The following is a 24330-nucleotide window of genomic DNA, read 5'->3' as shown; positions in this document are numbered from 1 at the left end:
ATGACTTCCCTCGACAGCTTCAACTCCAAACGCACACTCTCTGTCGGCAATAAATCCTACACCTATTACTCTCTGTCGGCGGCAGGAGAAAATGGTTTGGGTGATGTTTCACGCTTGCCAGCCTCACTCAAGGTGTTGCTAGAGAACATGCTTAGGTTTGAGGACGGTAAAACCGTCACCAAGGAAGATATTCTGGCGTTTAAGACCTGGCTCGACAACAAGGGTGATATCAGCCACGAGATTGCCTATCGCCCGGCGCGCGTTCTGATGCAGGACTTTACCGGTGTTCCAGCCGTTGTTGACTTGGCCGCCATGAGAGATGCGGCGGAAAAACTTGGCGCGTCGGCCGAGGCAATTAATCCCCAGGTTCCGGTTGATCTCGTCATTGATCACTCTGTCATGGTCGATAGTTTTGCGGGCCCGGACAGTTTCGAAAAAAACGTAGAAATCGAGTACAAGCGTAATCAGGAACGTTATGAATTCCTCCGCTGGGGTTCTACCGCATTCAAGAATTTCCGTGTGGTCCCGCCGGGCACCGGAATCTGTCACCAGGTGAACCTCGAATATCTGGGACAAACCGTCTGGACCAAGGAAGAAGACGGGGAAACCGTGGCTTATCCGGATACATGTGTCGGTACGGACTCTCATACCACCATGATCAACGCCCTTTCCGTACTCGGCTGGGGTGTAGGAGGCATTGAGGCAGAGGCCGCCATGCTTGGCCAGCCGGTGTCCATGCTTATCCCGGAAGTCATTGGTTTCCGTCTCGACGGCAAGATGGCTGAGGGTGCCACCGCAACCGATTTGGTGCTGACCGTCGTCCAGATGCTGCGCCAGAAGGGTGTGGTCGGGAAGTTCGTAGAATTCTACGGTCCGGGCTTGTCCAATCTGACGCTCGAAGATCAGGCAACCATTTCCAACATGGCGCCTGAGTACGGAGCGACGTGTGGGTTCTTCCCGGTCGACGAAGATACGGTAAAGTATTTGACCAATACAGGTCGTGACGCGGACCGCGTTGAGCTTGTCGAGGCTTACGCCAAGGCGCAGGGCTATTGGCGCCCGGAACAGGTTGAGCCCATTTTTACGGATACACTTGAGCTGGATCTTGGCACTGTTGTCCCATCGATTTCGGGGCCAAAGCGCCCTCAGGATCGCGTATTGCTTTCCGAAGGCGACACGGCCTTCGCCGATGCCATGGCAAAAGAATTTGGCAAAGCGTCCGACGCCGCAGAGCCGATTTCTGTCGACGGTGAAGACTACACCGTCACGCATGGCGACGTATTCATCGCAGCGATTACATCCTGCACGAACACATCGAATCCATCAGTGTTGATCGCAGCGGGACTGGTCGCACGCAAGGCCCGCGAACTGGGTCTCGACCGCAAGCCATGGGTCAAGACGTCACTGGCACCAGGATCTCAAGTGGTCACGGATTATCTGGAAAAGGCTGGTCTGCAGGATGATCTCGACGCACTTGGATTCAATTTGGTCGGTTACGGATGTACGACGTGTATCGGCAATTCCGGGCCGTTGCCGCCCGCGCTCGCAAAGGCGATTGCGGATGGAGACCTTGTTTCCTGCTCCGTCCTTTCCGGAAACCGCAATTTTGAGGGGCGTATTGGTCCTGATATCAAGGCAAACTATCTGGCGTCACCGCCATTGGTCGTTGCATACGCTATTGCTGGATCGCTGCGGATCAATCTGACCAAGGATCCTCTTGGCAAAGATAAAAATGGCAATGATGTTTATCTCAAGGATCTCTGGCCAACATCGCACGAAATTGCGGAAATCATGACAGCGGCAGTTACGCCGCAAATGTTCGCCGAGCGCTATTCCGACGTGTTCAAAGGTGATGAACATTGGAAAGGTATCGAAGTGTCTGGCGGACAAACTTACAGTTGGCCGCCAGCCTCCACCTACGTTCAGAACCCTCCATACTTTGAGGGGATGGGGCTGGATCTCGACGCCCCGAAAGATGTGGAAGAAGCGCGTGTTCTCGCTGTATTCGGCGATTCCATTACGACAGATCACATCTCCCCGGCTGGCTCCATAAAGGCGTCCAGCCCGGCGGGCATCTATCTGCAGGAACACCAGGTGTCGCCACTCGACTTCAACTCCTACGGCTCTCGGCGCGGCAATCATGAAGTCATGATGCGCGGTACCTTTGCAAACATCCGTATCAAGAACCAGATGGTCCCAGGCGTCGAAGGCGGCGTGACAGTACACTATCCAGACGGCGAACAGATGCCGATCTATGACGCGGCCATGAAGTATGAGGCCGAAGGCACGCCACTGGTAGTGTTCGCGGGCGATCTCTACGGTAACGGTTCGTCACGTGACTGGGCAGCCAAAGGCACGATCCTCCTGGGCGTCCGCGCTGTCATCGCCGGAAGCTTTGAGCGTATCCACCGGTCGAACCTGATTGGTATGGGCGTGCTTCCACTGGAGTTTGCCGATGGCCAAAGTGCGAAGGAGCTTGGGCTTACCGGCAAGGAGATCGTGACCATCAAAGGCGTGGAATCGATTACACCACGCCAGACCATGGACGTGGAAATAACTCGCGAAGACGGTTCAAAGATTGTCGCGAAGACAATTGTTCGGGTCGATACCGAGAATGAACTCGACTATTATCGAAATGGCGGCATTCTGCACTATGTGCTCCGAAATCTCGCCCGTGAGGCTGCTGCCGCCTGATCCGGCACTTTGATACGCTCCAAAAGCCCCTTCGGTATGCCGAGGGGGCTTTTTTACAGGCCTCACATCCCTGTGACTGTCGCGCGATCTAAGATGGGCCTATAAGCTGGACCTGAAATGAAACGCTTTTTTGCTTCCCTTGTATTGATCGCAGGTCTCTGGACCTCGCCGGCCATTGCCGAAGGCCCGGTGCTGGTTGAACTTTTTTCTTCCCAGAATTGTCGTTCCTGTCCCAAGGCCCATCGCACGCTCAAGGCCGTCAGCGCGGAGCGGGAAGATCTGCTCGTACTTACCTGGTCAGTCGATTATTGGGATTATCTTGGAGACAAGGACCCGATGGCGATGAAGGAATCGAAGGATCGCCAGAGAGGATACACTGATCGATTTGGCCTGCGCGGTCCTTACACGCCTCAAACCGTCTATAATGGCTTGGAGCAGTGTGCGGGAAGCAAGCGTCATAATGTGGACCGTGCGCTGGAGCGGCTGGAAGCGAGAGAGGCACTGAGTGTCGACCTGGTCCGCAAGGGCAACAAGCTTCGACTATCGGGTCGTGTTCCGGATCTCGCAGACATCTGGCTCGTAGACTATCTGTCCGGCGACGCAAATACGACGGACATGGTAAACCCTGTTACTCGCGTGACAGCGCTCGGCCCGTGGCTCGGGAATTCAGTTGAGCTGGACATACCGGTTTGTGATTCGGGCTGCGCCGTCATTGTTCAGGAGTCTGGATTCGGCCCGGTCCTGGCGACGATGGTCATTGCGCCTTAGCGCAATCTTCGAAGCTAATTAGGCTGATCTGCCTCGAGCGCGAGGGCAGGGGGCCTGACAATCGAAGAAACGCGCGGCGTAAATTCGTTCCAGTCATATTCAGCCAGTTGAAAAGCCCAGCCTTCCGCTTTGTCATTGATCGTGCTGCCGCGATGGGCGCCTTCGCCAGCCTCGATGGCGCGGATCGTAACGAAATAGCCGTCCGGCTCCCTGAACGCGTGTACGTCTACTTCAAGCCCGTCATGCGTTTCGGTGATGTGTCGACCAACGAAGCGCGTTTGCAGCTCACTGGCGGGTTTTACGCCTATCGGGTCAAACCGGGTGAGCGCCAGGGCGGGGGTGGAGGCTGCCATCCGGCTAACCAATTTGAAGTTCTGAAAGGGCGGACCGGGAATAAAGCTTCTATCGCTCGAACCTACGGAGCGTTGGAGGTACAAGCTCTCGCCAACGGAATCGAATATTCTCACCGCCGAGATGGCGTCGGAATTGATCTCGAAGATGTCAAAGTCCAGCCACGCATCATGATTGTAGAAGGGAGGCAGATCTCCCACGACCTGAAACGCTTGTTCCTGATCAGGCAGCCGTCCGTATAGCTGGCTGTCTTTACGACCTGTGATAAGCGATGCGGCCACCTGACCGTTATCGTCGATGATCTCAATCAAAGCGCCTGTTCCGCCATCGCGTGGATCACCTAGGCCAATCCTGTTTAGCTTGTCCGGGTCACGGGTCCGGCCCTCTCCCCAACTCAAAGCTTCCAGACCGGTTGCTAGTTCAGCGAGCCGGTCGGGACGGACTGGATATCCATCCTCGTCGCCCATTTTCCAGCCCTCTTGGGTATTCACCAATGTATAAGCTTCATCGGAGAGTGAGACGCGGATGGCGCTGGCCTCAGCGCGAATAGCAGCGAAGTCAGGAATCACTTTTTGGCCGTCGCGCTCTGACGCGCGCATTGACGGGCCATCAAAACTATAGGCAGCCAGGCTCAGCAGGGTCAGGCCAGCGGCGATTCCTCCCATGATCTGAAGTCGCCGTATCCGTTGTTTGGTGCGAAGATCGCTCATGCCGCTCCCCTGCGCCTTTGGCGATACCAGACAAACAGACCGATCAAGCAGACCAACATCGGGCCGCCCCAGATGTTGATGGCTTTTAACGTGCCCTCCAGGCGATCAATATCTCGGCGATAATTGCGTTCGATCTCTCGCAATTGCGCGCGCAGGTCCACAATGCGCTGTCTCAAATCCAGCAACTCAGTACGCTCTGCTTCCGTCAGGTCTGCTTCCAAGTCGCCTGAGAAGAAGCCATCCGCCGCGCCGATCGCCTGTAATTCTTCAAGCCGCGCTTGGGCCGTTTGGAGATTGTCTTGAAGGGCAGCCTGTTGACGGAAATAGATGGCCTCGGCGTTCTCACGCATACGATCAACTCGCTCCATCCGCCGCAGACTTGGTGCGCGAGACCTTAGCCGGGAAAGCTCACCACCTCCTGCCAAGGCGTCCAGCGCGTTCAGTACCAGCGCGCCATTGTCCGCAACGATGATCTGTTCATTCGGAATGATGTAAAAATCGTCCGCGACAAAATCTACGTCGGCGATCAGGACAAGTTGAGCGTCCGTTTCGCTTTCGGAAACATGCGGCAGGGCGTTCGCCGCTTCTGCTCGGGCAATCTCGGCCAACAGCGGGTCCGATGGCTCATCAAAAGCAGGGGCACCTTGCGGGTAAGCTGTTGTGAGTTGCCCAGAGAGGCGAGCGGCAAGGACCAATGCTTCTGGTTCGGTTTGATACTGACGTAAAACTTGCTGAGGCGACATGTCCGTGACCGCATTTTCCGCCTTGATGAAGGAGGGGCTGGGCCCCGTCATTACAAGTGGCGTAAACTCCACCTCATCGCTCAACGTGCCAACCTCAAACGCACCCGGCGCGCCGAAGTTCACAGATCGGGCGAGGTCCGCCGTGATCAAATCATCCTGATTCATATCACCCGCCGGAATGCCCAGGAACAGCGGATGGGCCAGCTCTTCGATACGTCCACCGCCTGTGTCGACTGGTACGGTTAGGGCGCTGGCAGCGTCCGCCACCGCGTCATTGGATAGTGAGATACCCCAAGCTTCCCCAAACCTGCCCAACGTCGCGGACGTCCCGGTTTCGCTGGTTTGGAACATGCCAGCGCTTGCCGCAGTTTTTGCGGCCGGATCAAGCAGGAATACCGCGCGGCCTTTTCGCAGGATGAATTGGTCTATCAGCCATTGCTGTCTGTCCGACAGGTCTGGTGGCTGTACGACGAGCAACACATCTAGGTCTTCAGGCAAGGACTGAAAGGTCTCGGAGATGGGTTCTACGTCAAATGATTTGTGAATATCGCGTAGTAATGTGTAGCCGCCCTCACCACCCGGCGCGGTCATGCCTGGGAGTGAAGAGAGTATGCCGACTCTGGCCGGGTCCGGATCATCCAGTCGGGCGACCATGCGAGTCAAATCATATTCCAGCGTGACTTCTCGCTCTGGGGCCAGAAATGGTATCACGCGTTGGTCATCGATTGAGTTTCGCCCAATGATCCCAAAGTAGAGAGGATCATTTCCGTTCGTATCAATTGCGGTGATGCCGGCGGCGAGGGCCTGGTCTTCTGCAGGCGAAAAGGGGACGGGGTCTATCTCAGTGACGCGTACTTTCCCACCAGACTGGCTTTCATAGACTTGCAGCAACTCACGGACACGGGCTGCGTAGGCGCGAATGGTCGGAAAATCCTGACCGGTGGACCGTGTGTAGACGAAGGTTATGTCCACGGGTTCTGCCACGGAATCCAACGTCGATTTCGTCGCGTCTGACAGCGTGTATAGATTGTTTTCGGTGAAATCGATCCGCGCGCCAGTGAACATTTTCTGCACGAGCAGGTTTGCCGCTATGAATGTAATCGCGGTGAGCACGGAGGCGGCGATGAGATAGTGCTTTACCTTCATGTCAGCCAAGCCTCTGCCGGGAGGCCCACAAACCATTCAATATGGTCCATAGCGTAATAACGCCGAGAAAGAACAACACCGAACGGAATTCCAGAACGCCTCGTTGTGCAGCCTCAAAATGAGAGAGGAATGAAAAATGCGCGACGAGTTCTGCCATTCCGGCGCCGAACAGGCTTTTCACACCGGAGAGGACCAATGGCCAACCGGCAGCCGTGAATACGAATGCAATGACCACACTGATCACAAAAGCCGTGACCTGGCTTCCGGTCAGGGCTGAAATCGCTGCTCCAATCGAAAGATAGGAACCGGCCATCAGGAGGCTGACAAAATATGTCAGGGCAATCGCCGCATTGTCCGGGGCGCCCAGATAGTTGACTGTCACCCACATTGGCAGCGTGAAGATGAGCCCTGCGGCGGCAACGCTCCATGCCGCGAACAGTTTACCCAGTACAAGCCCCGGCATTCCAAGTGGAAGTGACAGGAGGAGTTCATCGGTTCCTGCACTTGCTTCATCCGCCCATAGACGCATGGCGAGTGCGGGCAGGAAGATCATGTAGATCCATGGATGCCAAACAAAGAATGGTGACAAGTCGGCCGTGCCTGTGTCGAAGAAGCGTGCAGCCTCCCACGTGAACATCCCTAAAGACAGAAGGAACACTCCCAGGAAGACATAAGCCATCGGTGTCGCGAAATACGCCCCTAGTTCGCGCCGGTAGGTCGGAAGGAAACTGTCAAATTGCTGACGGAAGCGATTCATGCGGATTCAGCCTCCGCCTGATCGGTCAGTCTGGTAAACGCGCTCTCAAGTGTGCCGTCCGCCGATAATTTCAAAAGTCCGTCAGGTGTATCGTCAGCGACAATGCGCCCTCGGTCCACGATAATTGCGCGTGTGCACATCGCGGGCACCTCGGTCAAGGTGTGCGTTGAGATCACGATTGCCTTGCGAGGCGCCATTCGGGCAATCAGGGCTCGGACGGCCCGCTTCTGGTTCGGATCGAGCCCGTCGGTAGGTTCGTCAAGCAGCAATACTGGCGGATCGTGCAGGATGGCGCCAGCCAGTCCCACCCGGCGGCGGTATCCCTTTGAAAGAGAGCCAATCCGTTGTCCGCAAACGGTGGAAATTCTGGAGTCCGCAATGGCACGTTCTATGGCTTGCTTGCGTTGAGAGCGCGGGATAGCGCGGGCCGATGCCATGAACGCCAGAAACTCCGGCGGGGTCATGTCGTCATATAGGGGTGCGCCTTCTGGCAAATAGCCAAGCGCGGCCTGCGCTTCTCGTCTTGCGGATACGATCGATTTGCCGTCGATGAGCGCGTCTCCGGAATCGGGTTCCAGCACGCCTGAGATCATGCGCATTGATGTTGATTTGCCTGCGCCGTTCGGACCGAGAAATCCAAGCACCGTTCCCTTCTCAACGGTGAAGGACAGGCCTTGTACAGCCCGCTTTTCACCAAAGGATTTTTCCAGCTTCTGAATGTCCAGCATTCTTCAAACAGGTCCTTTCCCGGGAGCCCTCTGATAACGTTGTTGGGTGATTCTGGCCAGAGCCAAGGCACCAGCCGGATCAGTCGTCACGCCGAAAAGCGGCGAACCTCATCGAGTACGGCTTTTGCGGCTGCGTCCACGATTTTTCCGCCATCTTCAACGCTTGATTGGGTCGGGTCCGATCCGATCCGCCCATCGGGGAAGTCCCGGCGATATTGGACGGCGTCGCCAATCGTTCCAGTCGGCGCGATCTTCGGCGACATTTCCACGTCAGTTCGCGCATGATCGGGAAAACCATAGTAAGTGACCGAGACTTCAGACGCCGTAGCGTGGCTGCCATGCCCGACAGGATAAAGTTGGTTGCACAGCGTCATTACCGATTTGAAGTCCCACCAATCCCGGCGTTTCAAGGTCAGTCCGGGGAAATTGGTTTCACCGCGCGGATCAAAACTGCGCCGGGCGTGAATCTCGGAAAAGGCGGCTTCGATGGTGGCGATATTCCCACCATGACCGTTCAGCCAGTATATACGCTCGAAGCCATGCCTCATCAGACTCTCCGTCCAATCGGCCATTGCGGCAATCATCGTAGTGGGGCGCAATGTGATTGTGCCAGGAAAACCAAGATGGTGCTGGGCGCAACCCACGCTGAACGTTGGGCCGACCAATATGTCGTCAGGTGCGAGCTTTTCCGCTTCGCGGGCGACTATTTCGGGGCAGAGCGCATCTGTGCCGATAAAGCCGTTCGGCCCATGCTGCTCCATTGATCCAATCGGGATCACGATTGTTCTGGATTTTTTCAGCCAAGCTTCGATGTCGGTCCAGGTCGAAACAGGAAGCAGCATGCGGTCAGTCCTTTCGGGGCGCGATCCTGCGGGTGATGTGTCCCATCTTCCGCCCCGGCCGCGCATCTCTCTTGCCATATAGGGTCAGAGTCTCATCGGGCTTAAGGCTGGTCGGGTCAACAAGGCCTTGATCACCAATCAGATTGCGCATCTCGGCGTCGAACAGGCGCCGCGTATTTCCGAGTGGCCATCCAGAGATTGCACGAATGTGCTGTTCGAATTGACCGGTCTGGCACGCTTCGGGCGTCCAGTGACCAGAATTATGGACGCGCGGTGCGAACTCGTTCGCCAGCAGGGACCCGTCAGAAAGGACAAAGAATTCAAGGGCAAGAACGCCCACATAGTCGAGCGCTTCGACCAGTTTCATAGCTTGTTCGCGCGCGCGCGTCTCTACGTTCTTATCGAGTCCGGATGGAACAATTGAACGCGATAGGATGCCGTCGACATGCGCGTTGCGAGGGGGCGCCCAGCTAAGTGTTTCTCCCACGCTGGAGCGTGCAACAATGACTGAAATTTCACACTCGAAGGGGATCGCTGCTTCAAGAACGGCAGGTGCCGCGCCAATAGCGTCCCAAGCGATATCGGCATCTCCTGATGAGCGGACCCATGATTGTCCCTTGCCGTCATAGCCATCGCGACGTGTTTTCAGAACGCCGGTGCCACCAACGCGTTCAAGAGCCCCTGGAATGTCGGCAGCCGCAGAAATTATCTCATAAGGCGCAGTGGGGATATCAATGCTGTTGAGAAAGGCCTTTTCTTCGGCACGATCCTGAGAGATTGCGAGAGCTTTAGGGCCGGGGTGTAGCGCTACTCCGCAATCAGCGATTGCCTTTGCGGTGGATGCTGGGATGTTTTCGAACTCAAGCGTGACAACGTCGCAACTTTTCGCGAAAGCGCGAAGCGCTGCATCATCCGAGTAATCAGCGATCCAGGTTTGACGCGCCGCGCGGGAGGCGGGTGCGTCGTCTTCCGGGCAAAAAATGTGAACGTCAAAGCCTAGCTGATTTGCGGCACTGGCAAGCATGCGGCCCAACTGGCCGCCGCCAAGTATCCCGATCGTGCTACCGGGGGCGATCATGCTCATGCTTCGGGAGACTCGCCAATCTTGTCAGTCTGGGCCTGACGGAACTGGTCCAGTTTTTTGGCGACCGACGGATCTTCCAACGCCACAATCGAGGCAGCCAGCAATCCTGCATTGGTCGCGCCCGCTTCGCCGATTGCCAAGGTGCCCACGGGTACGCCTTTTGGCATTTGAACAATGGAAAGAAGGCTGTCCATACCGGATAGAGCGCGCGATTGAACTGGCACGCCAAGAACTGGCAGGGGTGTCATGGACGCTGTCATACCAGGCAGGTGAGCCGCGCCACCAGCGCCGGCAATGATAACTTTCAATCCCCGGCCTCGCGCGGTCTTTGCATACTCGACCAGTCGGTCTGGTGTGCGGTGCGCTGAGACAATTCGCGTTTCGTGCGATACGCCGAGCTCTTCCAGAATTTCAGCCGCCAGTCGCATGACAGGCCAGTCGGACTGGCTGCCCATTATTATTCCGACTTTGGGAGCGCTATTGTCCGTCATAGAAGGCCTCGTCGCTGGAAAGCGCGCAACATAGGTATGCCGGAAGGCGCGTCAACTCTCGTGTGTACCAAGGCGCGGCAGGAACCGCTGTATCTCGGCTCAATAATTGCTTAACCTCGCGCCATGGCGGATGATTTCCATGCACCCAGGCCCGCGGGGCGAGCCGCGCTCCTCAATGTCCTTGGGGTGGATCTCGATATGCTTGATGTGCGCACACGTGCCGCCATTGAAGCACTGTGCGACGAAGTTCTGTTTCTCAGAGAAGATGTCGACCGATTGCGTGATGCGCTTAGCGAAGCGGAGTCTCTGGCCGATAATGACGCGCTTTGTCCCGTTTTCAATCGCAGGGCCTTTGAACGGGAAATTCACCGTGAAATCGCGCTTGCGGCTCGCTTTCGAACGCCGCTGTCGGTGATTTACATCGATTTGGACCACTTCAAGCAGGTGAACGATGCCTTCGGACATGCCGCGGGTGATGAAGTGCTTATTCGAATCTCTGAATTGTTGCTGCGTCATACGCGAGACACCGATATTGTTGGTCGCTTGGGCGGAGACGAATTCGGAATAGTACTTGCCCAAGCGACGGCAGAAGACAGCCTGTTGAAGGCGGAGCAGTTGGCGAAGGAAGTTGACCAGTTGGTTGTCACGAGCGGACCCGACGGATCAGGCCCTGAAGTGCGTATAGGGGCGTCGTGCGGCGTGGTTGAATGGCAAGTCGGGCAGGATGCTCAAGCCCTCATCGCGTTGGCTGACCAAGCCATGTTCGCCCAGAAAGCGCGCAGGAAATCCAGTCTTCAGGCAGATAAACAATAATTTATCCGGATTCCGTCGAATCCGGCCTTGGCCCCCCGTGACGCTTCAAATCTCCTGTGCTTAACTGTGGCCGTTAAGACACACTCACTTAACAGCAAGAAGGAGACTGCCATGTCGCTTAAAGGCCGGATCAACGAACTCGCCAACAAGCACCGCAAACTCGACGAGACTATTCATGAAGAACAGAAACGACCGTCGGCAGATGCCCTTCGATTGAAACGCCTTAAGCGAGAGAAGCTTCACATCAAGGAAGAGCTGCAATTGCTCAAAGCGAGCTAGGACCTTGAAACTTCGCCTTCATCTTTGTGTCCTAGCCTGAAACAAGCAGGCGTAAGGATAAGGCATGCGGGAGATATTTGATCAGGACAGAGCGATGACGCTTGGGGCCGTTAAACAGGCGACGGGCGTCCTCGCAATCTTGTTCCTCGTACTGGCGGTTTTCGCGATACTGTCCGGACTTGGGCAGATATTCAGCGGACATATTATTCACGGCATTGGTCGTATACTGGCCAGTTTGGCGGGTCTCGGCTTCTTGTATCTGACGATCCGACTGCTCGCTGAGATTCTCGCCGCGCTTCATCGATTGAATGATCGTTTATCCATCGTCGGAGATGATCTCCGAGCGCGGCGGGTATCCAGCCCGCCCACGCCCTCTTCTGAAAACACGAAGGTTTAGGGCGTCATGGCTCAACCAGTTACCGTTATCCTCGGTCTTGGTCGCGAGGTAGGAGACGCTGTTGCGCGCCGCTTCAGCAAGTTTGGTCATCATGTCGTAGCCGCTGATCCCTCGGATGATCGGATCGCTACAGCCAGGAATGCTGTGCCGGATGATGTCTTGCTCCATCATGGCGATTTGCATACGCGCCTCGGTCTCCGCAATGCACTTACTGTGGCCGTCGAAGCCTTCGGGCGGGTCGACAATCTTGTCGTTATCCCCGACATCGAAGCGGCAGACAGTCTAGATGAGTTTGATCAAGACAAATTTGACAAAGCGGTTGCAAAGGCAACACGCGGCGCCGCGCTCGCATTACGTGTCTTTTCGGAACGCATTGCAGAACAGGAAGATCTCCCTGAAGCGGCTGTTGAACGTATTCGACAGAAGGGGACAGTTACCTTTGTCTTGTCTTACTCAGCAGTGGCAACCATGCCGGGTCGCTTTACCGAAACCATAACACAATCAGCCGTGCTTGGTGTCATCAAGGCGGGCGCGGTGGAACTTGCCGACCGACAAATACGCGTCAACGGCATCGTTGCAATCCGTCCGCGGGAAGAGCGTATAGAAAACTGGACAACGCGCCGAACGCCTTGGGGACGGGCCGCGATTGCCGACGAGATTGCGGACGCGGCTCGATATCTTTCGTCTCCTGACGCGGCCATTATCACCGGCGAGTTGCTGAAGCTGGACGGTGGTCGCTCCAGCCTCGCCGGTGTTCTGGATTAAGCGACTCGGACAGGGTCTGTCACACTGTCACCCTGTTGCCGGCTTTCGTAAACTGCCGCCGTTTCCGTCACAAACTCCTTGCTGAGGATGTTTGAAACAACTCGGTATTCGGCGCGCGCCGTGTCCGGAGTGAGCGACACAATCGTGTAACCTCGATTGAATGGATCGTGCCAGATCACGTCCGGGTTCGCTTCGGTCGTCAGGTCACCGAGATTTGGAATGTCAGTTACGTAAGCGCCGCTTCCTGGAGAGGTGATTGAGGTGCATCCGAATTCTACACCGCGCCGGTTCCCATTCGCATCTGTGAGTGTGTTTACCCAAGCCGTGTGCGTGTCGCCTGCAAGCGTGACGAGTTTGGCGTTCGCTGCTGCCGCACCCTCATACAGGCGCTCCCGCGCGGCAGGAAAGCCGTCCCAGGCATCCAGATTAAAGGGCAGGCCGAGTGTGGAGAAGCCAATCATCGTCTGAACAAAGCCGTTCTGCTGGGCAGCAAGTTGCTCTGATGTCAGGGCTTCCTGGAAGTTTGGCAGGGTCGTTCGAGCCATGACGACCTGGTTGGCCAGAACCTGCCACGCTTTTCCGGCCTTGGTTGAAGATTTCAGCTCGCCAGCCAGCCAGGCTTCCTGTTCCGTGCCGAGCATGGTGCGGGCAGGGTCGTTTATGGTCTGAAGTGTTTCTGAAACGCGCTGCATCATCACTTGCTGATCGGTCACGCCAGCCAGTGCATCGAACCAGCTGACGTCCGGAGAACGCCCTGTCAGGCGGCTTTCAAGGGCGTGTACGGTTGCGATATCGCCAAAGGTGAAACTTCTCCACACCGCAGATGTGACGTCGCCCGCTACGGGCTCGCGAAGGGGAAGCCATTCGAAATAGGCTTGGATGGCGGCTTGCTTGCGATCTGACCAGTCGCCTTCACCCTCTTCAGGGTTGTGATTTTGAGCGCCTGTCCGATAAGAATTGTTGGTGCTCTCATGGTCGTCCCATGTGCAAATCCACGGCGCGGCCGCATGAGCAGCTTGAAGGTCCGGATCTGTCTTGTACTGGGCGTGGCGCATTCGATAGTCGGTCAGGGTCACCATTTCCGTGATCGGATCGTGTACACGGCCCAGCTTGGTGGCAACTTCAGCGCCGTATCCGTCGACACCGTACTCGTACAAATAGTCTCCCAGATGGACGATGACGTCTAGATCGTCCTCATTGGACAGCGCTTCATATGCATTGAAGTAACCGAATTGCCAGTTCGAGCACGAGATGACGCCCATCCGAACGGGCGTATTGCCACTCTCTGAGGTGGTCTTGGTGCGCCCCTGCGGCGAGCTAACCTCGCCAGCATTGGTTCTGACCGTGAATTTGTAATTGTAAACTGTTCCCGGCTTCAGGCCGGGGACATCTACTTTGACGCAGAAGTCACGGGATTCGCTTGCCATAGCCGAGCCTGTAATCGCTGGCGCTGACGGGTTCGCGGGATCTGTGACTTCATATGTGACTGGAATAGGGGCCGTGCCTGATTGCGGGGTAACGCGTGTCCAGATAATGACACGATCACTCAACGGGTCGCCGGACGCGACTCCGTGCAGAAACTCCACTTCGCCGTCATAAGCTTCAGTCTGGGATTGTACTGTTTTGGCAGGTGTCGCGCATGCGGCAACGCTTAAGGTTCCAGTTGCGGCTGCGCCCAACAGTCCGCGGCGGGTGATCTTGGTCATGCTTCTCTCCGGTCTTGCCTGACTTCCCCTAGTCAAGTGTGTTGACAATAGCATGACGATTGGCGGGAAGTGCGTCTATAAGTCTGTTTATGGAAACGCTCTCAATTCGCGCAGCTGCCGAAGATGCTGGCATTCGGCTCGACACCTTTCTGGCATCAAAGGCGGAGCAATTGTCCCGCTCGCGCGTCAAGGCATTGATTTTGGAAGGCGCCGTCGCGCAGGACGATGAAGCCGTGCTTGATCCAAGACGCAGCGTGGCCGAAGGCGCAACTTATCACATTCGGCTTCCCGAGCCGGTGCCGGCCACTCCGGAGCCGGAAGATATTGCGCTCGAAGTTCTGTTCGAGGACGAGCACCTGATCTTGATCAACAAGCCGTCCGGTATGGCGGTTCACCCGGCGCCGGGAAGTTGGAATGGCACTCTGGTCAATGCGCTATTGCATCATTGCAGAGGGTCGCTTTCCGGCATTGGCGGTGTGGAGCGACCTGGAATCGTGCACCGGATTGACAAACTGACCACTGGCGTGCTTGTCGCCGCGAAGACCGAGCCGGCACATCTTGGCCTGTCGGAACTTTTCCAGAAGCACGACATTGAACGCAAATACTTGGCAGTGACACGGGGCGCACCGCGACCCTTGTCGGGTACCGTGGACCTGCCGATCGCCCGGTCGACTGGCGACCGGAAGAAAATGGCTGTCGTGCGCAATCCGGAGAGCGGCGTTGGGCGGAATGCCGTTACGCATTATCGCGCCATCGAGACCTTTGGCGTTCGCGACAAGGGCACTGCTCTCCCGGCCGCAGCTTTGATGGAGTGCCAGTTGGAGACTGGTCGGACCCACCAGATCCGAGTTCACATGGCCCATATTGGCGCGCCGCTGATTGGGGATCCAGTCTATGGGCGCCACAAGGGTATCAGCTCATATGGCCACGGCGAGGCCCACATCGCAGGTACGAAAGCTGCGCGAAAGTTCCCTCGTCAGGCCCTCCATGCCGCGATGCTCGGCTTCGTGCACCCCATAACGAAAGAGGCGCTCCGGTTCGAAGCGCCTCTTCCAAATGACATGGCGGAATTGATTGCCGCGCTGCGCCAATTGCCAATGGGCGACTGATGGGATCAGCCCCCGCCAGGGTTCAACGCAGCTTCTGACGTTACAACGGGCTCAAAGTAGAGTTTCGACGCCTGTAGCGTGACCTTTCCGATCTTGTCGGTGTCGGCTTGTATCTTCACAGGAACGGTCGCGCCATTTTCCAGCGGGGCCAGCCACATGCGAAGTGGGCCGTCGATGCCCGACAAATTGTCTTTGTCAGATTTGTCCTTCTTGTAGCCTGCAACTTTTTCCATCGTGATGTGGCACTCGATGGCCTCACCAGACCAGGCTTTGACGTCGATCTGCTTCGTACCGGCATTCTTGAGGTGCAAATAGGTCAGTTGGCGCCCATCAAAGATACGAAGTGGACCTCCGCATGGATCAGCGTCGGGAGCGCGTGGCTCTAGCGCAAAGGTAATCAATGCGGTGATGGGATCGTTGGTCTTCAATACCTGCTCGGTTGTTGCAGGAGGCTCTCCGAGATTTCCGAAGACCGGATTGGCGGTCATGGAAAAATCTTTGTCGGTAATGGTCAGGTTCACGCGGCGGTTCTTTTTGCCGTCACGGTTCTGGGAAACGTAATTGTAAGTCTTCAATTCATCGCCGCGCGTGTAGCCAGAGGCTTGAAGGTGCATGTCATAGTTCACGAACCAGTCAGCGATGCCTGTGACTTTAACGCGAGACTTGATGTTGTAGGTGTCCGGGCGCATTTCCACGTCAAAATGAGCGCGGCCTGTGGCGGGGATGAACAGGACATAAGCCTTTGCTTCCAGTTCATAGACCATGCGCGTGGTTTCACCTGCCTTCACATTGGCAAGTACAGCTGGCGCGGCAGAGCTGGGCGCAGTATCGGCTACCGAGATACCCGCGAGGGCGAGTCCTGTAGCAGATGCAATGAAGAGGGCGCGTTTCATAAGAACCTGAATCCTTTCCGGAGCGCTAGGTTACCATATTCCTCTAGCTCAGTATCGCCCAACACGAGCTGAACAGGTATGCCCTGATCATGCCCCATTCTGGATTGGGTCGCAGTGTACAAGTATGACCGGCAATGACAGTCGCAACCGGAAAACTGCCGAATGCCTGATCCTCGCAGTTGACATGAGGGCATTGAGGACTGTAACGACGCGCCTTCGAGATCCTTAGATATTTATTCGGAGCGAGGCCATGTCCCGCGAATGTGAACTTACCGGCACCAAGCCGATGACTGGCCACAATGTGAGCCACTCGCAAATCAAAACCAAGCGGATTTTCCGCCCTAACCTCGTTCAGGTGACTCTGCGGTCTGAGGCACTGAACCAGAATTTCCGCATGCGCATCGCGGCCAAGGCCCTGCGTACTGTCGACAAGCTCGGCGGTCTGGATGCGTTTCTGGCGAAGGCAAAAGAAGACCGCCTGTCTTCCAAGGCCCTGAAGATCAAGCGCGACATCGAAAAGAAAGCTGTCGCCTGAGCATAAGCCCCTACCGGGCCTGCTGATTTAGAAAAGCGCGCGCGGCACTGGCTGCGCGCGCTTTTTTGTACCCGAAATCTGGAAGTCCTTCCCTCCGCGTGCCAGACAGGGAGCATAGGTGGAGGAATATCTCATGCGTCAAATGCTGTTGGCCACAGCGCTCTTAGGGGCGCTGGTCGCCGGATGCGCTCCCAAAGACGGGCAACCCCCTGCAAGTGATAAGACCGGACCGGTTACGGTATTCACGGGCGGCACGATCTATACTGGCAACGCTGACCAGCCTGTTATTGATGCGGTCGCTGTCGGTTCTGACGGAAGAATAGTCGCCATGGTGCCGCCGACATCGGCAGATTGGGGCGACGAGGACGTCACGATTGTCAACTTGGACGGTAGCGCGATGTTCCCTGGTTTTACTGACTCCCACGCGCATTTGCTTGGCATTGGGCAACGAGAACTTACACTTAATCTTGAGGGCACGGCATCTATCGACGAGCTTGTCACTCGGACAGAGATCGAAGTCTGGGAAAAGGAACCCGGCGAAATCCTGTTCGGTCGAGGTTGGATCGAGACAGGTTGGCCCGAAGGGCGCATGCCCTCCGCAGCGGATCTGGATCAGGTCAGCCCAGATAACCCTGTCATCTATGTGCGCGCCGATGGGCACGCTCTCGTGGCAAACACCGCTGCCCTCAAGGCGGCTGATGTCTATGATCTGAATGAAGATCCGACCGGCGGGCGTGTTGAAAGAGGGGATGACGGTAAAGCAACGGGGATAGTGATCGACTATGCGATGGCGCCCGTTCTCGAGTTGCTATCTGCGCCGTCGGAGGACGACATCTCTCTGGCTCTGGAGACTGGGACACAAACTTATGTGAGCCGTGGGTGGACCGGCGTCCATAATATGAGCGTTGGGCGAATTGAGGCGCCCATCATGGCGGGTCTCGCCAAGGAGGGCCGGTTGCCGCTGCGCATCTATAACGCCTTCGATGAGAGCGCGTTTGATGTCGCCAAAAGTCGCCGACATGAAACGGGCACCATCACCAATCGCGCGGTAAAGCTCTACATGGATGGTGCTCTCGGTAGCCGCGGTGCGCTATTGATTGAGCCATACTCTGATCGGCCGGACACAAGCGGTCTCGAACTGTTGGACACGAATGCACTGCACAATCTGATGATGGACGCGGCTGAGGACGATGTTCAGCTGGCAATTCACGCAATCGGAGATCTCGCGAACCGCCACATTCTCGAGACATTCAGCGCGCTTGGTTACGGTCCCGAAAAACGCTGGCGGATTGAGCATGCGCAGATCCTCGCGCCAGACGATGTAGCTCAAGTCGGGGCGCTCGGCCTGATTGCCTCCATGCAACCATCTCACGCGATTGGAGATCTGAAGTTTGCACCGGACAGGTTGGGCGTTGACCGGCTTGCCGGTGCGTACGCGTGGCAGGATATGCTGTCCGGTGGCGCTGTGGTGGCCGGAGGATCCGACGCGCCGGTCGAGGTCGGCTCTCCCCTTATTGAATTCTATGCCGCAATTGCCCGGAAGGACCTTGAGGGGCGCGCAGGGGAGGGGTGGCATCCGGAACAGGCCCTGTCGCGGCAAGAAGCCTTGGCCTTGTTCACATCAGCTGCAGCCTATGCCTCGTTTCAGGAGGACGATTTGGGCACGATCGAGATTGGCAAGATTGCCGATTTCTCGGTGTTCGACCGGGATTTGATGACGATACCTGAAGCGGACATTCTCAAAGCGAAGCCCATAATGACGGTGATTGGCGGTGAAATTGTGTGGCAGGCTGCAGAATGATTTGCCGCGCGGCCCGCCAAACCCACATTTGACCCAATGTCACGCTTGGCGGAAGCGTCAGGTGTGATAGGTCCAATTCTGCAATAGATGACGAGACGCATGCCATGACTGTGATGAGTGATACCGATGTGCTGGACGGCCTGGAGCCGACGGAAGAGATCAATGTTCGCGAGGTATTCGGCCTCGATACCGACATGGTCGTGCATGGGTTCAAGACTCGGACAGAATATGTGCCCGCGATCGACGAGGCCTATCGCTTCGATCCGCAGACCACGCTGGCCGTTCTCGCCGGGTTCGAGCACAATCGCCGCGTCATGGTGCAGGGGTATCACGGGACAGGTAAGTCGACCCATATCGAACAGATTGCTGCTCGGCTGAACTGGCCGATGATCCGGGTGAACCTGGACAGCCATGTCAGCCGGATCGACATGGTCGGCAAGGATGCCATCGTCCTGAAGGATGGCGCGCAAGTGACGGAATTCCGCGAGGGTATCCTGCCATGGGCATTGCAGCGTCCGGTCGCGATCACTTTTGACGAATATGATGCGGGCCGCCCGGATGTGATGTTTGTGATCCAGCGTGTACTGGAAGCGTCTGGCAAGCTGACATTGCTGGACCAGAACCGCGTGATCGAGCCAAATCCATATTTCCGCCTGTTTGCTACAACGAACACGGTCGGCTTGGGCGATACGACGGGCCTCTACCACGGGACGCAACAGTTGAACCAGGGTCAGATGGACCGCTGGAGTATCGTGACCACGCTGAACTATCTTGAGCACGATGCTGAAGTCGAGATTGTGAAATCCAAAGCGACAGGCGTCGACGAGGATACGCTCTCCAAAATGGTCACCTTGGCGGATTTGACCCGCAACGCGTTCATGAGCGGCGACCTCTCCACGGTGATGAGCCCCCGGACGGTGATCACATGGGCAGAAAACTTTGCGATCTTTGGTGATCTTGGTCACGCGTTCCGCATGACGTTCCTGAACAAATGCGACGAGCTGGAGCGGCCGTTGGTGGCAGAAATGTACCAGCGCTGTTTCGCAGAAGAACTTCCGGAAAGCGCGATCATGGTGAGGGTCGCCTGAACCCGCGCCATGCGCCAGGGCTGATACATGTCAAAAGACACCTCTCCTCAGGAATTGTTCAAGCAGGCGCTGGCCACCACGACCAAGGCGATGAGCGCAGACCGGGACGTGGAGGTTGGCTTCGGCAATGATGTGGGCAGTGATGGGGAGACAATCACTCTCCGTCCGCCGCCCCAGCAGCTGGACCCGGTTGTTGCAGCGCGTATTCGTGGGGAAGCGGATGCGGTAGCCTTGCGCCGGGCTCACCACAATCCGGCGGCCCATTTCGCGCATCGTCCGTCCGGTGATTTGCCGCGCAAGGTTTATGATGCGGCGGAACAGGCGCGGATCGAAAGTCTCGGCGCGAACGCAATGCGTGGCACGGCGGAAAACCTCGACGCTGTTCTGGATCAACGATGCCAGTCCGGCGAGTTTGCAATGGGCAGCGAAGACGCAGACGCCGTTCTGGCGCCAGCGCTGGAATTCCTGCTGCGCGAGAAGCTGACAGGGCGGGCATTGCCGGATAGTGCCAAGCGCGTAGCTGACGTTTGGCGCGAACGCGTTGAAACCGAAACGGGCGGCGCGATCGAGCGCCTGATTGAGCAGCTGCATGACCAGCCGGAATTTGCCCGCACCGTTCGTGATATGATCCGGGACCTGACAACTTCTGATGCGCCCGGCGAAGACGTTGAAACGCAGGAACAAGAAGAGTCAGAGCAAAGCGAAGAGAATGAACAGCCCTCCGAAGGCGACCAGGAGATGGAGTCCGAGGAGCAGATGGGCGCCTCTGCCGAGCAGATGGATGCTGGCGATACGGAGGAGATGGAGGGCGAGGAATCGAACGTCAGCGTCGACATGGATGTTGATGCCGAAGCGGATGATACGCCCGATGATGAGGAAGAGGGCACAAAACCGCTACGCCCGAACTTCAAGGACGGCGACGACAAGGATCGCTTCAACTACAAGGTCTTCACAACCGAGCATGACGAAGTTGCCAATGCGCCAGACCTTTGCGACGCTGAGGAGCTGACGCGGCTGCGCGCTTATCTGGATCACCAGTTGCAGGGTCTTCAGGGTGCGGTCTCAAAGCTCGCGAACAAGCTGCAGCGGCGCTTGATGGCGCAACAGAACCGGTCCTGGAGCTTCGATCTGGAGGAGGGCGTTCTGGATACGGCTCGGTTGACCCGGGTCATAACAGACCCGACAGCGCCGCTTTCGTTCAAACAGGAAGACGATAGCGAATTCCGCGATACGATCGTGACCTTGCTGTTGGATAATTCGGGCTCCATGCGGGGGCGGCCGATCATGGTGGCTGCTTTGTGTGCGGATATTCTGGCGCGTACGCTCGAGCGCTGCGGCGTGAAAACCGAAATTCTCGGCTTTACGACGAAGGCGTGGAAGGGCGGTATTGCTCGGGAGGATTGGGTCAAGGCCGGAAAACCCGCCGGGCCGGGCCGCCTCAACGATATCCGCCACATCGTCTACAAACAGGCTGACGCGCCTTGGCGTCGCGCTCGGCGCAATCTGGGCCTGATGATGCGCGAAGGCTTGCTGAAGGAGAACATCGACGGCGAGGCGCTGCTCTGGGCGCATGACCGGATGCTGGGGCGGCCTGAACAGCGCAAGATCCTGATGGTGATCTCAGACGGCGCGCCGGTGGATGATTCCACGCTTAACGTGAATGTCGGGAATTATCTCGAACGCCATCTGCGGCAGGTAATCGAAGAGATCGAAACAAAGAGCCCGGTGGAGCTGATCGCTATCGGCATCGGCCATGATGTGACGCGCTACTACAAGCGCGCCGTCACGATTGTGGACGCCGAGCAACTCGGCGGTGCGATGACGGAGCAATTGGCCAGCCTGTTCGACGAGAACGCACCAGAGCCCAAGGCAATGGCTATCCCGCCACTGACGGACCGCACCGTGCGCGGAGGTGGTAGCGCAGTATCTGGCGCAATGAGCGGCGCGCCCAGTTACGGCAAGAAAGTCGATCTCGGTCGCGCGGTGAAGAAGACCAGCCTTCAGGAAGTGAAGGGCGCGAAGAAGTAGCGATCAGGTTGTGGGAAATCCGCCCGCCTTGCTGAGGGATGAGGCGACTGGGTGGCCCAGAACGGTTTCAAGCCATTTGGCGGTTTCGATCAGCTTGCTGAGGTCCAATCCCGTTTCGAAGCCGCCGCGCTCCAGCATGTACACAACGTCTTCAGTGGCGACGTTGCCTGTCGCCGCTGGAGCAAACGGGCAGCCGCCGATACCGCCGCAGCTGGCGTCGATCACGTCCACGCCCGCATCCACGGCGGCCGCGACATTGGCAAGCGCCGCGCCGCGCGTGTCATGGAAATGCATGCGCAGGAACACGTCAGGGGCTTCCATCCGTACCCGTTCGATCGCGCGGCGAACCGCCCACGGGTCCGCTACGCCGATTGTGTCGCCGAGTGCCAGTTCGCCCACGCCCGCGCGTTGCGCCTGCGCGGCGAGATTCCCGACAAGTTTTACATCGACTTCCCCGTCAAACGGATCACCGAACGCGACAGAGATTGTGGCGGACAGCGGGATGCCTGCGTCGAACACGAGAGGCGCAATCTGGAACAGAGCGTCCGCACTTTCTTGCGGGGTCATGCCTTGATTGCGCTTGCCAAAGGTCTCGCTGGCCACGAGGACGAAGTTGATTTCATCAGCTTTGGCGTCAATGGCGCGGCGTACACCTTTCTCGTTCAGAGCAAGGGCGATATGGCGCGTTCCTTTTGACCGGTCCAGCCCTGCGAAGACTGCGGCAGAATCGGCCATCTTGGGCACTGCCTTGGGGCTGACGAAGCTGCCGGACTCCATCCGTTTGACGCCCGCTTCTTCCAATCTCGCAATGAATTCAAGCTTCTGCTCGACGGTCAGATCGGCGGGATCATTCTGCAGCCCATCGCGTGGGCCGACTTCCACAATATCAATACGTCTTGTCATGATGCCTATGTAGTGTGCATTGAGGTCAAATGACAGATACGAAACGCCCTCTGGATGGCCTGCGCGTCATCGAACTCGGCCAGCTGATTGCCGGCCCCTTCTGCGGACAATTGCTTGGCGACTTTGGCGCTGAAGTGATCAAGGTTGAGGCGCCCGGCCTGCCGGATCCGGCGCGAGGCTGGGGCGCAGTGAAGAAGGACGACATTGGCTTGTTCTGGCCTATCATCGGGCGCAACAAGAAATCCCTGACCCTGAACCTGCGCGTGGAAGAAGGACAGGCAATATTACGCGACCTGGTGAAGACGGCTGACGTACTGGTCGAGAATTTTCGCCCCGGAACGCTGGAGCGCTGGGGGCTCGGTCCGGACGTGTTGCACGAGATCAACCCGCGTCTCGTGATCGCGCGCGTGTCCGGCTACGGCCAGACCGGCCCGGAAAGCCATAAGGCGGGGTATGCCAGCGTTGGCGAAGCGAAAGGCGGCCTGCGCTACCTGATTGGCGAGCCGGATCGCCTGCCTGCGCGGGCAGGGGTTTCTCTTGGCGATACGATGACCGGCACATTCGCTGCGCTTGGCACGATGATGGCTCTGTTCGCACGGGAGAAGTCCGGGAAGGGACAGGTGGTCGATGCAGCTATCTACGAAACCGTCATGGCCTTTATGGAGAGCCTGATCCCCGAATATGCACTCATGGGACATACGCGCGAGCGGAGCGGACCTATATTGCCGCGTATTGCTCCGTCAGGCGTCTACCCCTGCAGCGACGGTCTCGTGATCATTGGGGCCAATCAGGACACATTGTTTCGCCGCCTGTCTGCCATGTGCGGCACCGACTGGGCGGATGATCCGCGCTACGCCACGCACGACGCCCGGGGTGAGAACCAGGCGGAGTTGGACGACATGATCTCTGACTGGACCCGGCAGCACACAATGGCTCACGTCCTGGCAACATGTGAGGAGAATGGCGTTCCGTGCGGTCCGGTGAACCGGGCCAAGGAAATGCTGGAAGACGCACATATAGCCGCTCGTGATGCAATCATCCGCGTGTCGCATCCGGTTTTGGGCGATGTGCCGATGCAGGGTGTTTTCCCGAAACTGACCGATACGCCCGGCGGGGTTGAAGCCAGTTCACCGGGGCTTGGCGAGCATACGGATATGATCCTGACAACTCTTGGCTACGACTCCGATCAACAAGCGCGGTTGCGCGAGCGCGGCGTCGTTTAGGGCCAATTCCTTCTGGCGGGGGGCTGCTATATCGACTATGTGGCCCGGATGACTGACTTCCCCGAACCTCTTTCCGGCAGCGCACAGGATGAATGCCCCGAATTGCGTCCGAAATTCAATGCCGATGGACTGATCGCGGCGATCGCCCAGGACGTTGCCTCAGGCGAAGTGTTGATGCTCGCCTGGATGAACTCTGACGCCTTGAAGGCGACTCTCGAAACCAGGCGGGCGACTTATTGGTCCCGGTCTCGTCAGTCGCTATGGGTAAAGGGGGAAACATCTGGTCACGTGCAACACGTCGAAGAAGTGCGCATTGATTGTGACCAGGACGCAGTTTTGCTCAAGGTTCGCCAGACGGGCGGAGCCTGCCATACTGGCCGCGCGAGCTGTTTTTATCGGATCGCAGACAGCGATGGCGTCGGGCTTACGGTTGCCAAAGACTGAGAGTTGGGATTGAATTCCCAAACAGTCATGGG

Annotated in this window: 23 protein-coding genes; 13 read left to right on the top strand and 10 right to left on the bottom strand. The window is 57.3% G+C overall.

Annotated elements, in window-relative coordinates:
• Together acnA and HY36_RS04040 are read left to right on the top strand one after the other, a co-directional pair.
• Nucleotides 1–2694 (top strand): aconitate hydratase AcnA, encoded by a 2694-nt coding sequence (gene acnA / locus HY36_RS04045; protein ID WP_035548883.1) that lies wholly within the window; start codon nucleotides 1–3, stop codon nucleotides 2692–2694.
• A 117-nt stretch (nucleotides 2695–2811) separates the two neighbouring features.
• Nucleotides 2812–3462, top strand: a complete 651-nt coding sequence (locus HY36_RS04040) for a DUF1223 domain-containing protein (protein ID WP_051602493.1) — start codon at nucleotides 2812–2814, stop codon at nucleotides 3460–3462.
• 14 nt (nucleotides 3463–3476) lie between these two features.
• On the opposite strand, the gene HY36_RS04035 is transcribed toward HY36_RS04040, so the two are convergent.
• The 7 genes from HY36_RS04035 to purE all read right to left on the bottom strand — a co-directional run bounded on the left by HY36_RS04035 (nucleotide 3477) and on the right by purE (nucleotide 10314).
• The gene (locus HY36_RS04035; RefSeq protein ID WP_035548880.1) at nucleotides 3477–4523 is read right to left on the bottom strand and encodes a DUF4340 domain-containing protein; all 1047 of its coding nucleotides are present in this window, start codon (nucleotides 4521–4523) and stop codon (nucleotides 3477–3479) included.
• Nucleotides 4520–6412 (bottom strand): GldG family protein, encoded by a 1893-nt coding sequence (locus HY36_RS04030; protein WP_035548878.1) that lies wholly within the window; start codon nucleotides 6410–6412, stop codon nucleotides 4520–4522. Before HY36_RS04030 ends, HY36_RS04035 begins: the two co-directional genes overlap by 4 nt.
• A gap of 1 nt (nucleotide 6413) precedes the next feature.
• Nucleotides 6414–7169 (bottom strand): ABC transporter permease subunit, encoded by a 756-nt coding sequence (locus HY36_RS04025; protein ID WP_051602492.1) that lies wholly within the window; start codon nucleotides 7167–7169, stop codon nucleotides 6414–6416.
• A complete protein-coding gene (locus HY36_RS04020; protein WP_035548874.1) occupies nucleotides 7166–7897 on the bottom strand; it encodes an ABC transporter ATP-binding protein in 732 nt (243 codons plus the stop codon). Before HY36_RS04020 ends, HY36_RS04025 begins: the two co-directional genes overlap by 4 nt.
• An 86-nt stretch (nucleotides 7898–7983) precedes the next feature.
• A complete protein-coding gene (locus HY36_RS04015; protein ID WP_035548871.1) occupies nucleotides 7984–8739 on the bottom strand; it encodes a creatininase family protein in 756 nt (251 codons plus the stop codon).
• A 4-nt stretch (nucleotides 8740–8743) separates the two neighbouring features.
• Nucleotides 8744–9823 (bottom strand): 5-(carboxyamino)imidazole ribonucleotide synthase, encoded by a 1080-nt coding sequence (locus HY36_RS04010; protein ID WP_035548870.1) that lies wholly within the window; start codon nucleotides 9821–9823, stop codon nucleotides 8744–8746.
• A complete protein-coding gene (purE, locus tag HY36_RS04005) occupies nucleotides 9820–10314 on the bottom strand; it encodes a 5-(carboxyamino)imidazole ribonucleotide mutase (RefSeq protein WP_035548867.1) in 495 nt (164 codons plus the stop codon). The genes HY36_RS04010 and purE overlap by 4 nt, the downstream gene beginning before the upstream one ends.
• Nucleotides 10315–10437: 123 nt before the next feature.
• Here purE and HY36_RS04000 point away from each other — a divergent pair, with 123 nt between their 5' ends.
• From HY36_RS04000 to HY36_RS03985, 4 genes are all read left to right on the top strand, one after another.
• Nucleotides 10438–11127 (top strand): GGDEF domain-containing protein, encoded by a 690-nt coding sequence (locus HY36_RS04000; protein ID WP_081806029.1) that lies wholly within the window; start codon nucleotides 10438–10440, stop codon nucleotides 11125–11127.
• Between the two features lie 111 nt (nucleotides 11128–11238).
• On the top strand, nucleotides 11239–11406 hold the full coding sequence (locus HY36_RS03995) for a YdcH family protein (RefSeq protein WP_035548862.1): 168 nt from the start codon (nucleotides 11239–11241) through the stop codon (nucleotides 11404–11406).
• 64 nt (nucleotides 11407–11470) lie between these two features.
• Nucleotides 11471–11803 (top strand): hypothetical protein, encoded by a 333-nt coding sequence (locus tag HY36_RS03990; RefSeq protein WP_035548860.1) that lies wholly within the window; start codon nucleotides 11471–11473, stop codon nucleotides 11801–11803.
• A gap of 6 nt (nucleotides 11804–11809) precedes the next feature.
• Nucleotides 11810–12568 (top strand): SDR family oxidoreductase, encoded by a 759-nt coding sequence (locus HY36_RS03985; RefSeq protein WP_035548858.1) that lies wholly within the window; start codon nucleotides 11810–11812, stop codon nucleotides 12566–12568.
• Here the strand turns inward: HY36_RS03985 and HY36_RS03980 are convergent.
• Nucleotides 12565–14274, bottom strand: a complete 1710-nt coding sequence (locus tag HY36_RS03980; RefSeq protein ID WP_035548856.1) for an alkaline phosphatase D family protein — start codon at nucleotides 14272–14274, stop codon at nucleotides 12565–12567. The genes HY36_RS03985 and HY36_RS03980 overlap by 4 nt on opposite strands.
• 89 nt (nucleotides 14275–14363) lie before the next feature.
• On the opposite strand from HY36_RS03980, the gene HY36_RS03975 reads away from it, so the two are divergent.
• Nucleotides 14364–15383 carry an RluA family pseudouridine synthase gene (locus HY36_RS03975; RefSeq protein WP_035548853.1) on the top strand — a complete coding sequence of 340 codons (1020 nt, stop codon included), beginning with the start codon at nucleotides 14364–14366 and terminating at the stop codon, nucleotides 15381–15383.
• A gap of 5 nt (nucleotides 15384–15388) precedes the next feature.
• On the opposite strand, the gene HY36_RS03970 is transcribed toward HY36_RS03975, so the two are convergent.
• A complete protein-coding gene (locus HY36_RS03970; protein ID WP_035548850.1) occupies nucleotides 15389–16276 on the bottom strand; it encodes a DUF3108 domain-containing protein in 888 nt (295 codons plus the stop codon).
• A 250-nt stretch (nucleotides 16277–16526) separates the two neighbouring features.
• Here HY36_RS03970 and rpmB point away from each other — a divergent pair, with 250 nt between their 5' ends.
• The 4 genes from rpmB (at nucleotide 16527) to cobT (ending at nucleotide 21728) form a co-directional block, all read left to right on the top strand.
• Nucleotides 16527–16811, top strand: coding sequence for a 50S ribosomal protein L28 (gene rpmB, locus HY36_RS03965; protein ID WP_035548848.1), 285 nt, complete (start codon nucleotides 16527–16529; stop codon nucleotides 16809–16811).
• 133 nt (nucleotides 16812–16944) lie between these two features.
• Complete coding sequence (locus tag HY36_RS03960; protein ID WP_035548846.1) at nucleotides 16945–18612, top strand: amidohydrolase; 1668 nt, start codon at nucleotides 16945–16947, stop codon at nucleotides 18610–18612.
• Nucleotides 18613–18716: 104 nt separating this feature from the next.
• On the top strand, nucleotides 18717–19700 hold the full coding sequence (cobS, locus tag HY36_RS03955) for a cobaltochelatase subunit CobS (RefSeq protein ID WP_199285765.1): 984 nt from the start codon (nucleotides 18717–18719) through the stop codon (nucleotides 19698–19700).
• Between the two features lie 27 nt (nucleotides 19701–19727).
• Nucleotides 19728–21728, top strand: a complete 2001-nt coding sequence (cobT, locus tag HY36_RS03950) for a cobaltochelatase subunit CobT (protein WP_035548843.1) — start codon at nucleotides 19728–19730, stop codon at nucleotides 21726–21728.
• Nucleotides 21729–21731: 3 nt separating this feature from the next.
• On the opposite strand, the gene HY36_RS03945 is transcribed toward cobT, so the two are convergent.
• Nucleotides 21732–22631, bottom strand: coding sequence for a hydroxymethylglutaryl-CoA lyase (locus HY36_RS03945; protein ID WP_035548842.1), 900 nt, complete (start codon nucleotides 22629–22631; stop codon nucleotides 21732–21734).
• Between the two features lie 29 nt (nucleotides 22632–22660).
• Here HY36_RS03945 and HY36_RS03940 point away from each other — a divergent pair, with 29 nt between their 5' ends.
• Together HY36_RS03940 and hisI are read left to right on the top strand one after the other, a co-directional pair.
• Nucleotides 22661–23854: a CaiB/BaiF CoA transferase family protein gene (locus tag HY36_RS03940; RefSeq protein WP_035548839.1), complete on the top strand. Its 1194-nt coding sequence runs from the start codon at nucleotides 22661–22663 to the stop codon at nucleotides 23852–23854.
• A 48-nt stretch (nucleotides 23855–23902) separates the two neighbouring features.
• Nucleotides 23903–24298, top strand: a complete 396-nt coding sequence (gene hisI / locus HY36_RS03935; RefSeq protein WP_035548836.1) for a phosphoribosyl-AMP cyclohydrolase — start codon at nucleotides 23903–23905, stop codon at nucleotides 24296–24298.
• Nucleotides 24299–24330 lie beyond the last annotated feature (32 nt).

This window comes from Hyphomonas atlantica corrig., from assembly GCF_000682715.1.
GTDB lineage: Bacteria > Pseudomonadota > Alphaproteobacteria > Caulobacterales > Hyphomonadaceae > Hyphomonas > Hyphomonas atlantica.
Note: the sequence above shows the minus strand (reverse complement) of the source record. Positions and strands in the feature narration are given on the sequence as shown.

What these genes read in the sequence shown, in the direction of transcription:
- HY36_RS03985 (WP_035548858.1), top strand. Translation starts at nt 11,810, where the DNA reads ATGGCTCAACCAGTTACCGTTATCCTCGGTCTTGGTCGCGAGGTAGGA.
- HY36_RS04035 (WP_035548880.1), bottom strand. Translation starts at nt 4,523, where the DNA reads ATGAGCGATCTTCGCACCAAACAACGGATACGGCGACTTCAGATCATG.
- HY36_RS03975 (WP_035548853.1), top strand. Translation starts at nt 14,364, where the DNA reads ATGGAAACGCTCTCAATTCGCGCAGCTGCCGAAGATGCTGGCATTCGG.
- cobS (WP_199285765.1), top strand. Translation starts at nt 18,717, where the DNA reads ATGACTGTGATGAGTGATACCGATGTGCTGGACGGCCTGGAGCCGACG.
- purE (WP_035548867.1), bottom strand. Translation starts at nt 10,314, where the DNA reads ATGACGGACAATAGCGCTCCCAAAGTCGGAATAATAATGGGCAGCCAG.
- HY36_RS03995 (WP_035548862.1), top strand. Translation starts at nt 11,239, where the DNA reads ATGTCGCTTAAAGGCCGGATCAACGAACTCGCCAACAAGCACCGCAAA.
- hisI (WP_035548836.1), top strand. Translation starts at nt 23,903, where the DNA reads ATGACTGACTTCCCCGAACCTCTTTCCGGCAGCGCACAGGATGAATGC.
- HY36_RS03940 (WP_035548839.1), top strand. Translation starts at nt 22,661, where the DNA reads ATGACAGATACGAAACGCCCTCTGGATGGCCTGCGCGTCATCGAACTC.
- HY36_RS04020 (WP_035548874.1), bottom strand. Translation starts at nt 7,897, where the DNA reads ATGCTGGACATTCAGAAGCTGGAAAAATCCTTTGGTGAAAAGCGGGCT.
- HY36_RS04010 (WP_035548870.1), bottom strand. Translation starts at nt 9,823, where the DNA reads ATGAGCATGATCGCCCCCGGTAGCACGATCGGGATACTTGGCGGCGGC.
- HY36_RS04040 (WP_051602493.1), top strand. Translation starts at nt 2,812, where the DNA reads ATGAAACGCTTTTTTGCTTCCCTTGTATTGATCGCAGGTCTCTGGACC.
- acnA (WP_035548883.1), top strand. Translation starts at nt 1, where the DNA reads ATGACTTCCCTCGACAGCTTCAACTCCAAACGCACACTCTCTGTCGGC.
- HY36_RS04030 (WP_035548878.1), bottom strand. Translation starts at nt 6,412, where the DNA reads ATGAAGGTAAAGCACTATCTCATCGCCGCCTCCGTGCTCACCGCGATT.
- cobT (WP_035548843.1), top strand. Translation starts at nt 19,728, where the DNA reads ATGTCAAAAGACACCTCTCCTCAGGAATTGTTCAAGCAGGCGCTGGCC.
- HY36_RS04015 (WP_035548871.1), bottom strand. Translation starts at nt 8,739, where the DNA reads ATGCTGCTTCCTGTTTCGACCTGGACCGACATCGAAGCTTGGCTGAAA.
- rpmB (WP_035548848.1), top strand. Translation starts at nt 16,527, where the DNA reads ATGTCCCGCGAATGTGAACTTACCGGCACCAAGCCGATGACTGGCCAC.
- HY36_RS03945 (WP_035548842.1), bottom strand. Translation starts at nt 22,631, where the DNA reads ATGACAAGACGTATTGATATTGTGGAAGTCGGCCCACGCGATGGGCTG.
- HY36_RS04025 (WP_051602492.1), bottom strand. Translation starts at nt 7,169, where the DNA reads ATGAATCGCTTCCGTCAGCAATTTGACAGTTTCCTTCCGACCTACCGG.
- HY36_RS03960 (WP_035548846.1), top strand. Translation starts at nt 16,945, where the DNA reads ATGCGTCAAATGCTGTTGGCCACAGCGCTCTTAGGGGCGCTGGTCGCC.
- HY36_RS04000 (WP_081806029.1), top strand. Translation starts at nt 10,438, where the DNA reads ATGGCGGATGATTTCCATGCACCCAGGCCCGCGGGGCGAGCCGCGCTC.
- HY36_RS03970 (WP_035548850.1), bottom strand. Translation starts at nt 16,276, where the DNA reads ATGAAACGCGCCCTCTTCATTGCATCTGCTACAGGACTCGCCCTCGCG.
- HY36_RS03980 (WP_035548856.1), bottom strand. Translation starts at nt 14,274, where the DNA reads ATGACCAAGATCACCCGCCGCGGACTGTTGGGCGCAGCCGCAACTGGA.
- HY36_RS03990 (WP_035548860.1), top strand. Translation starts at nt 11,471, where the DNA reads ATGCGGGAGATATTTGATCAGGACAGAGCGATGACGCTTGGGGCCGTT.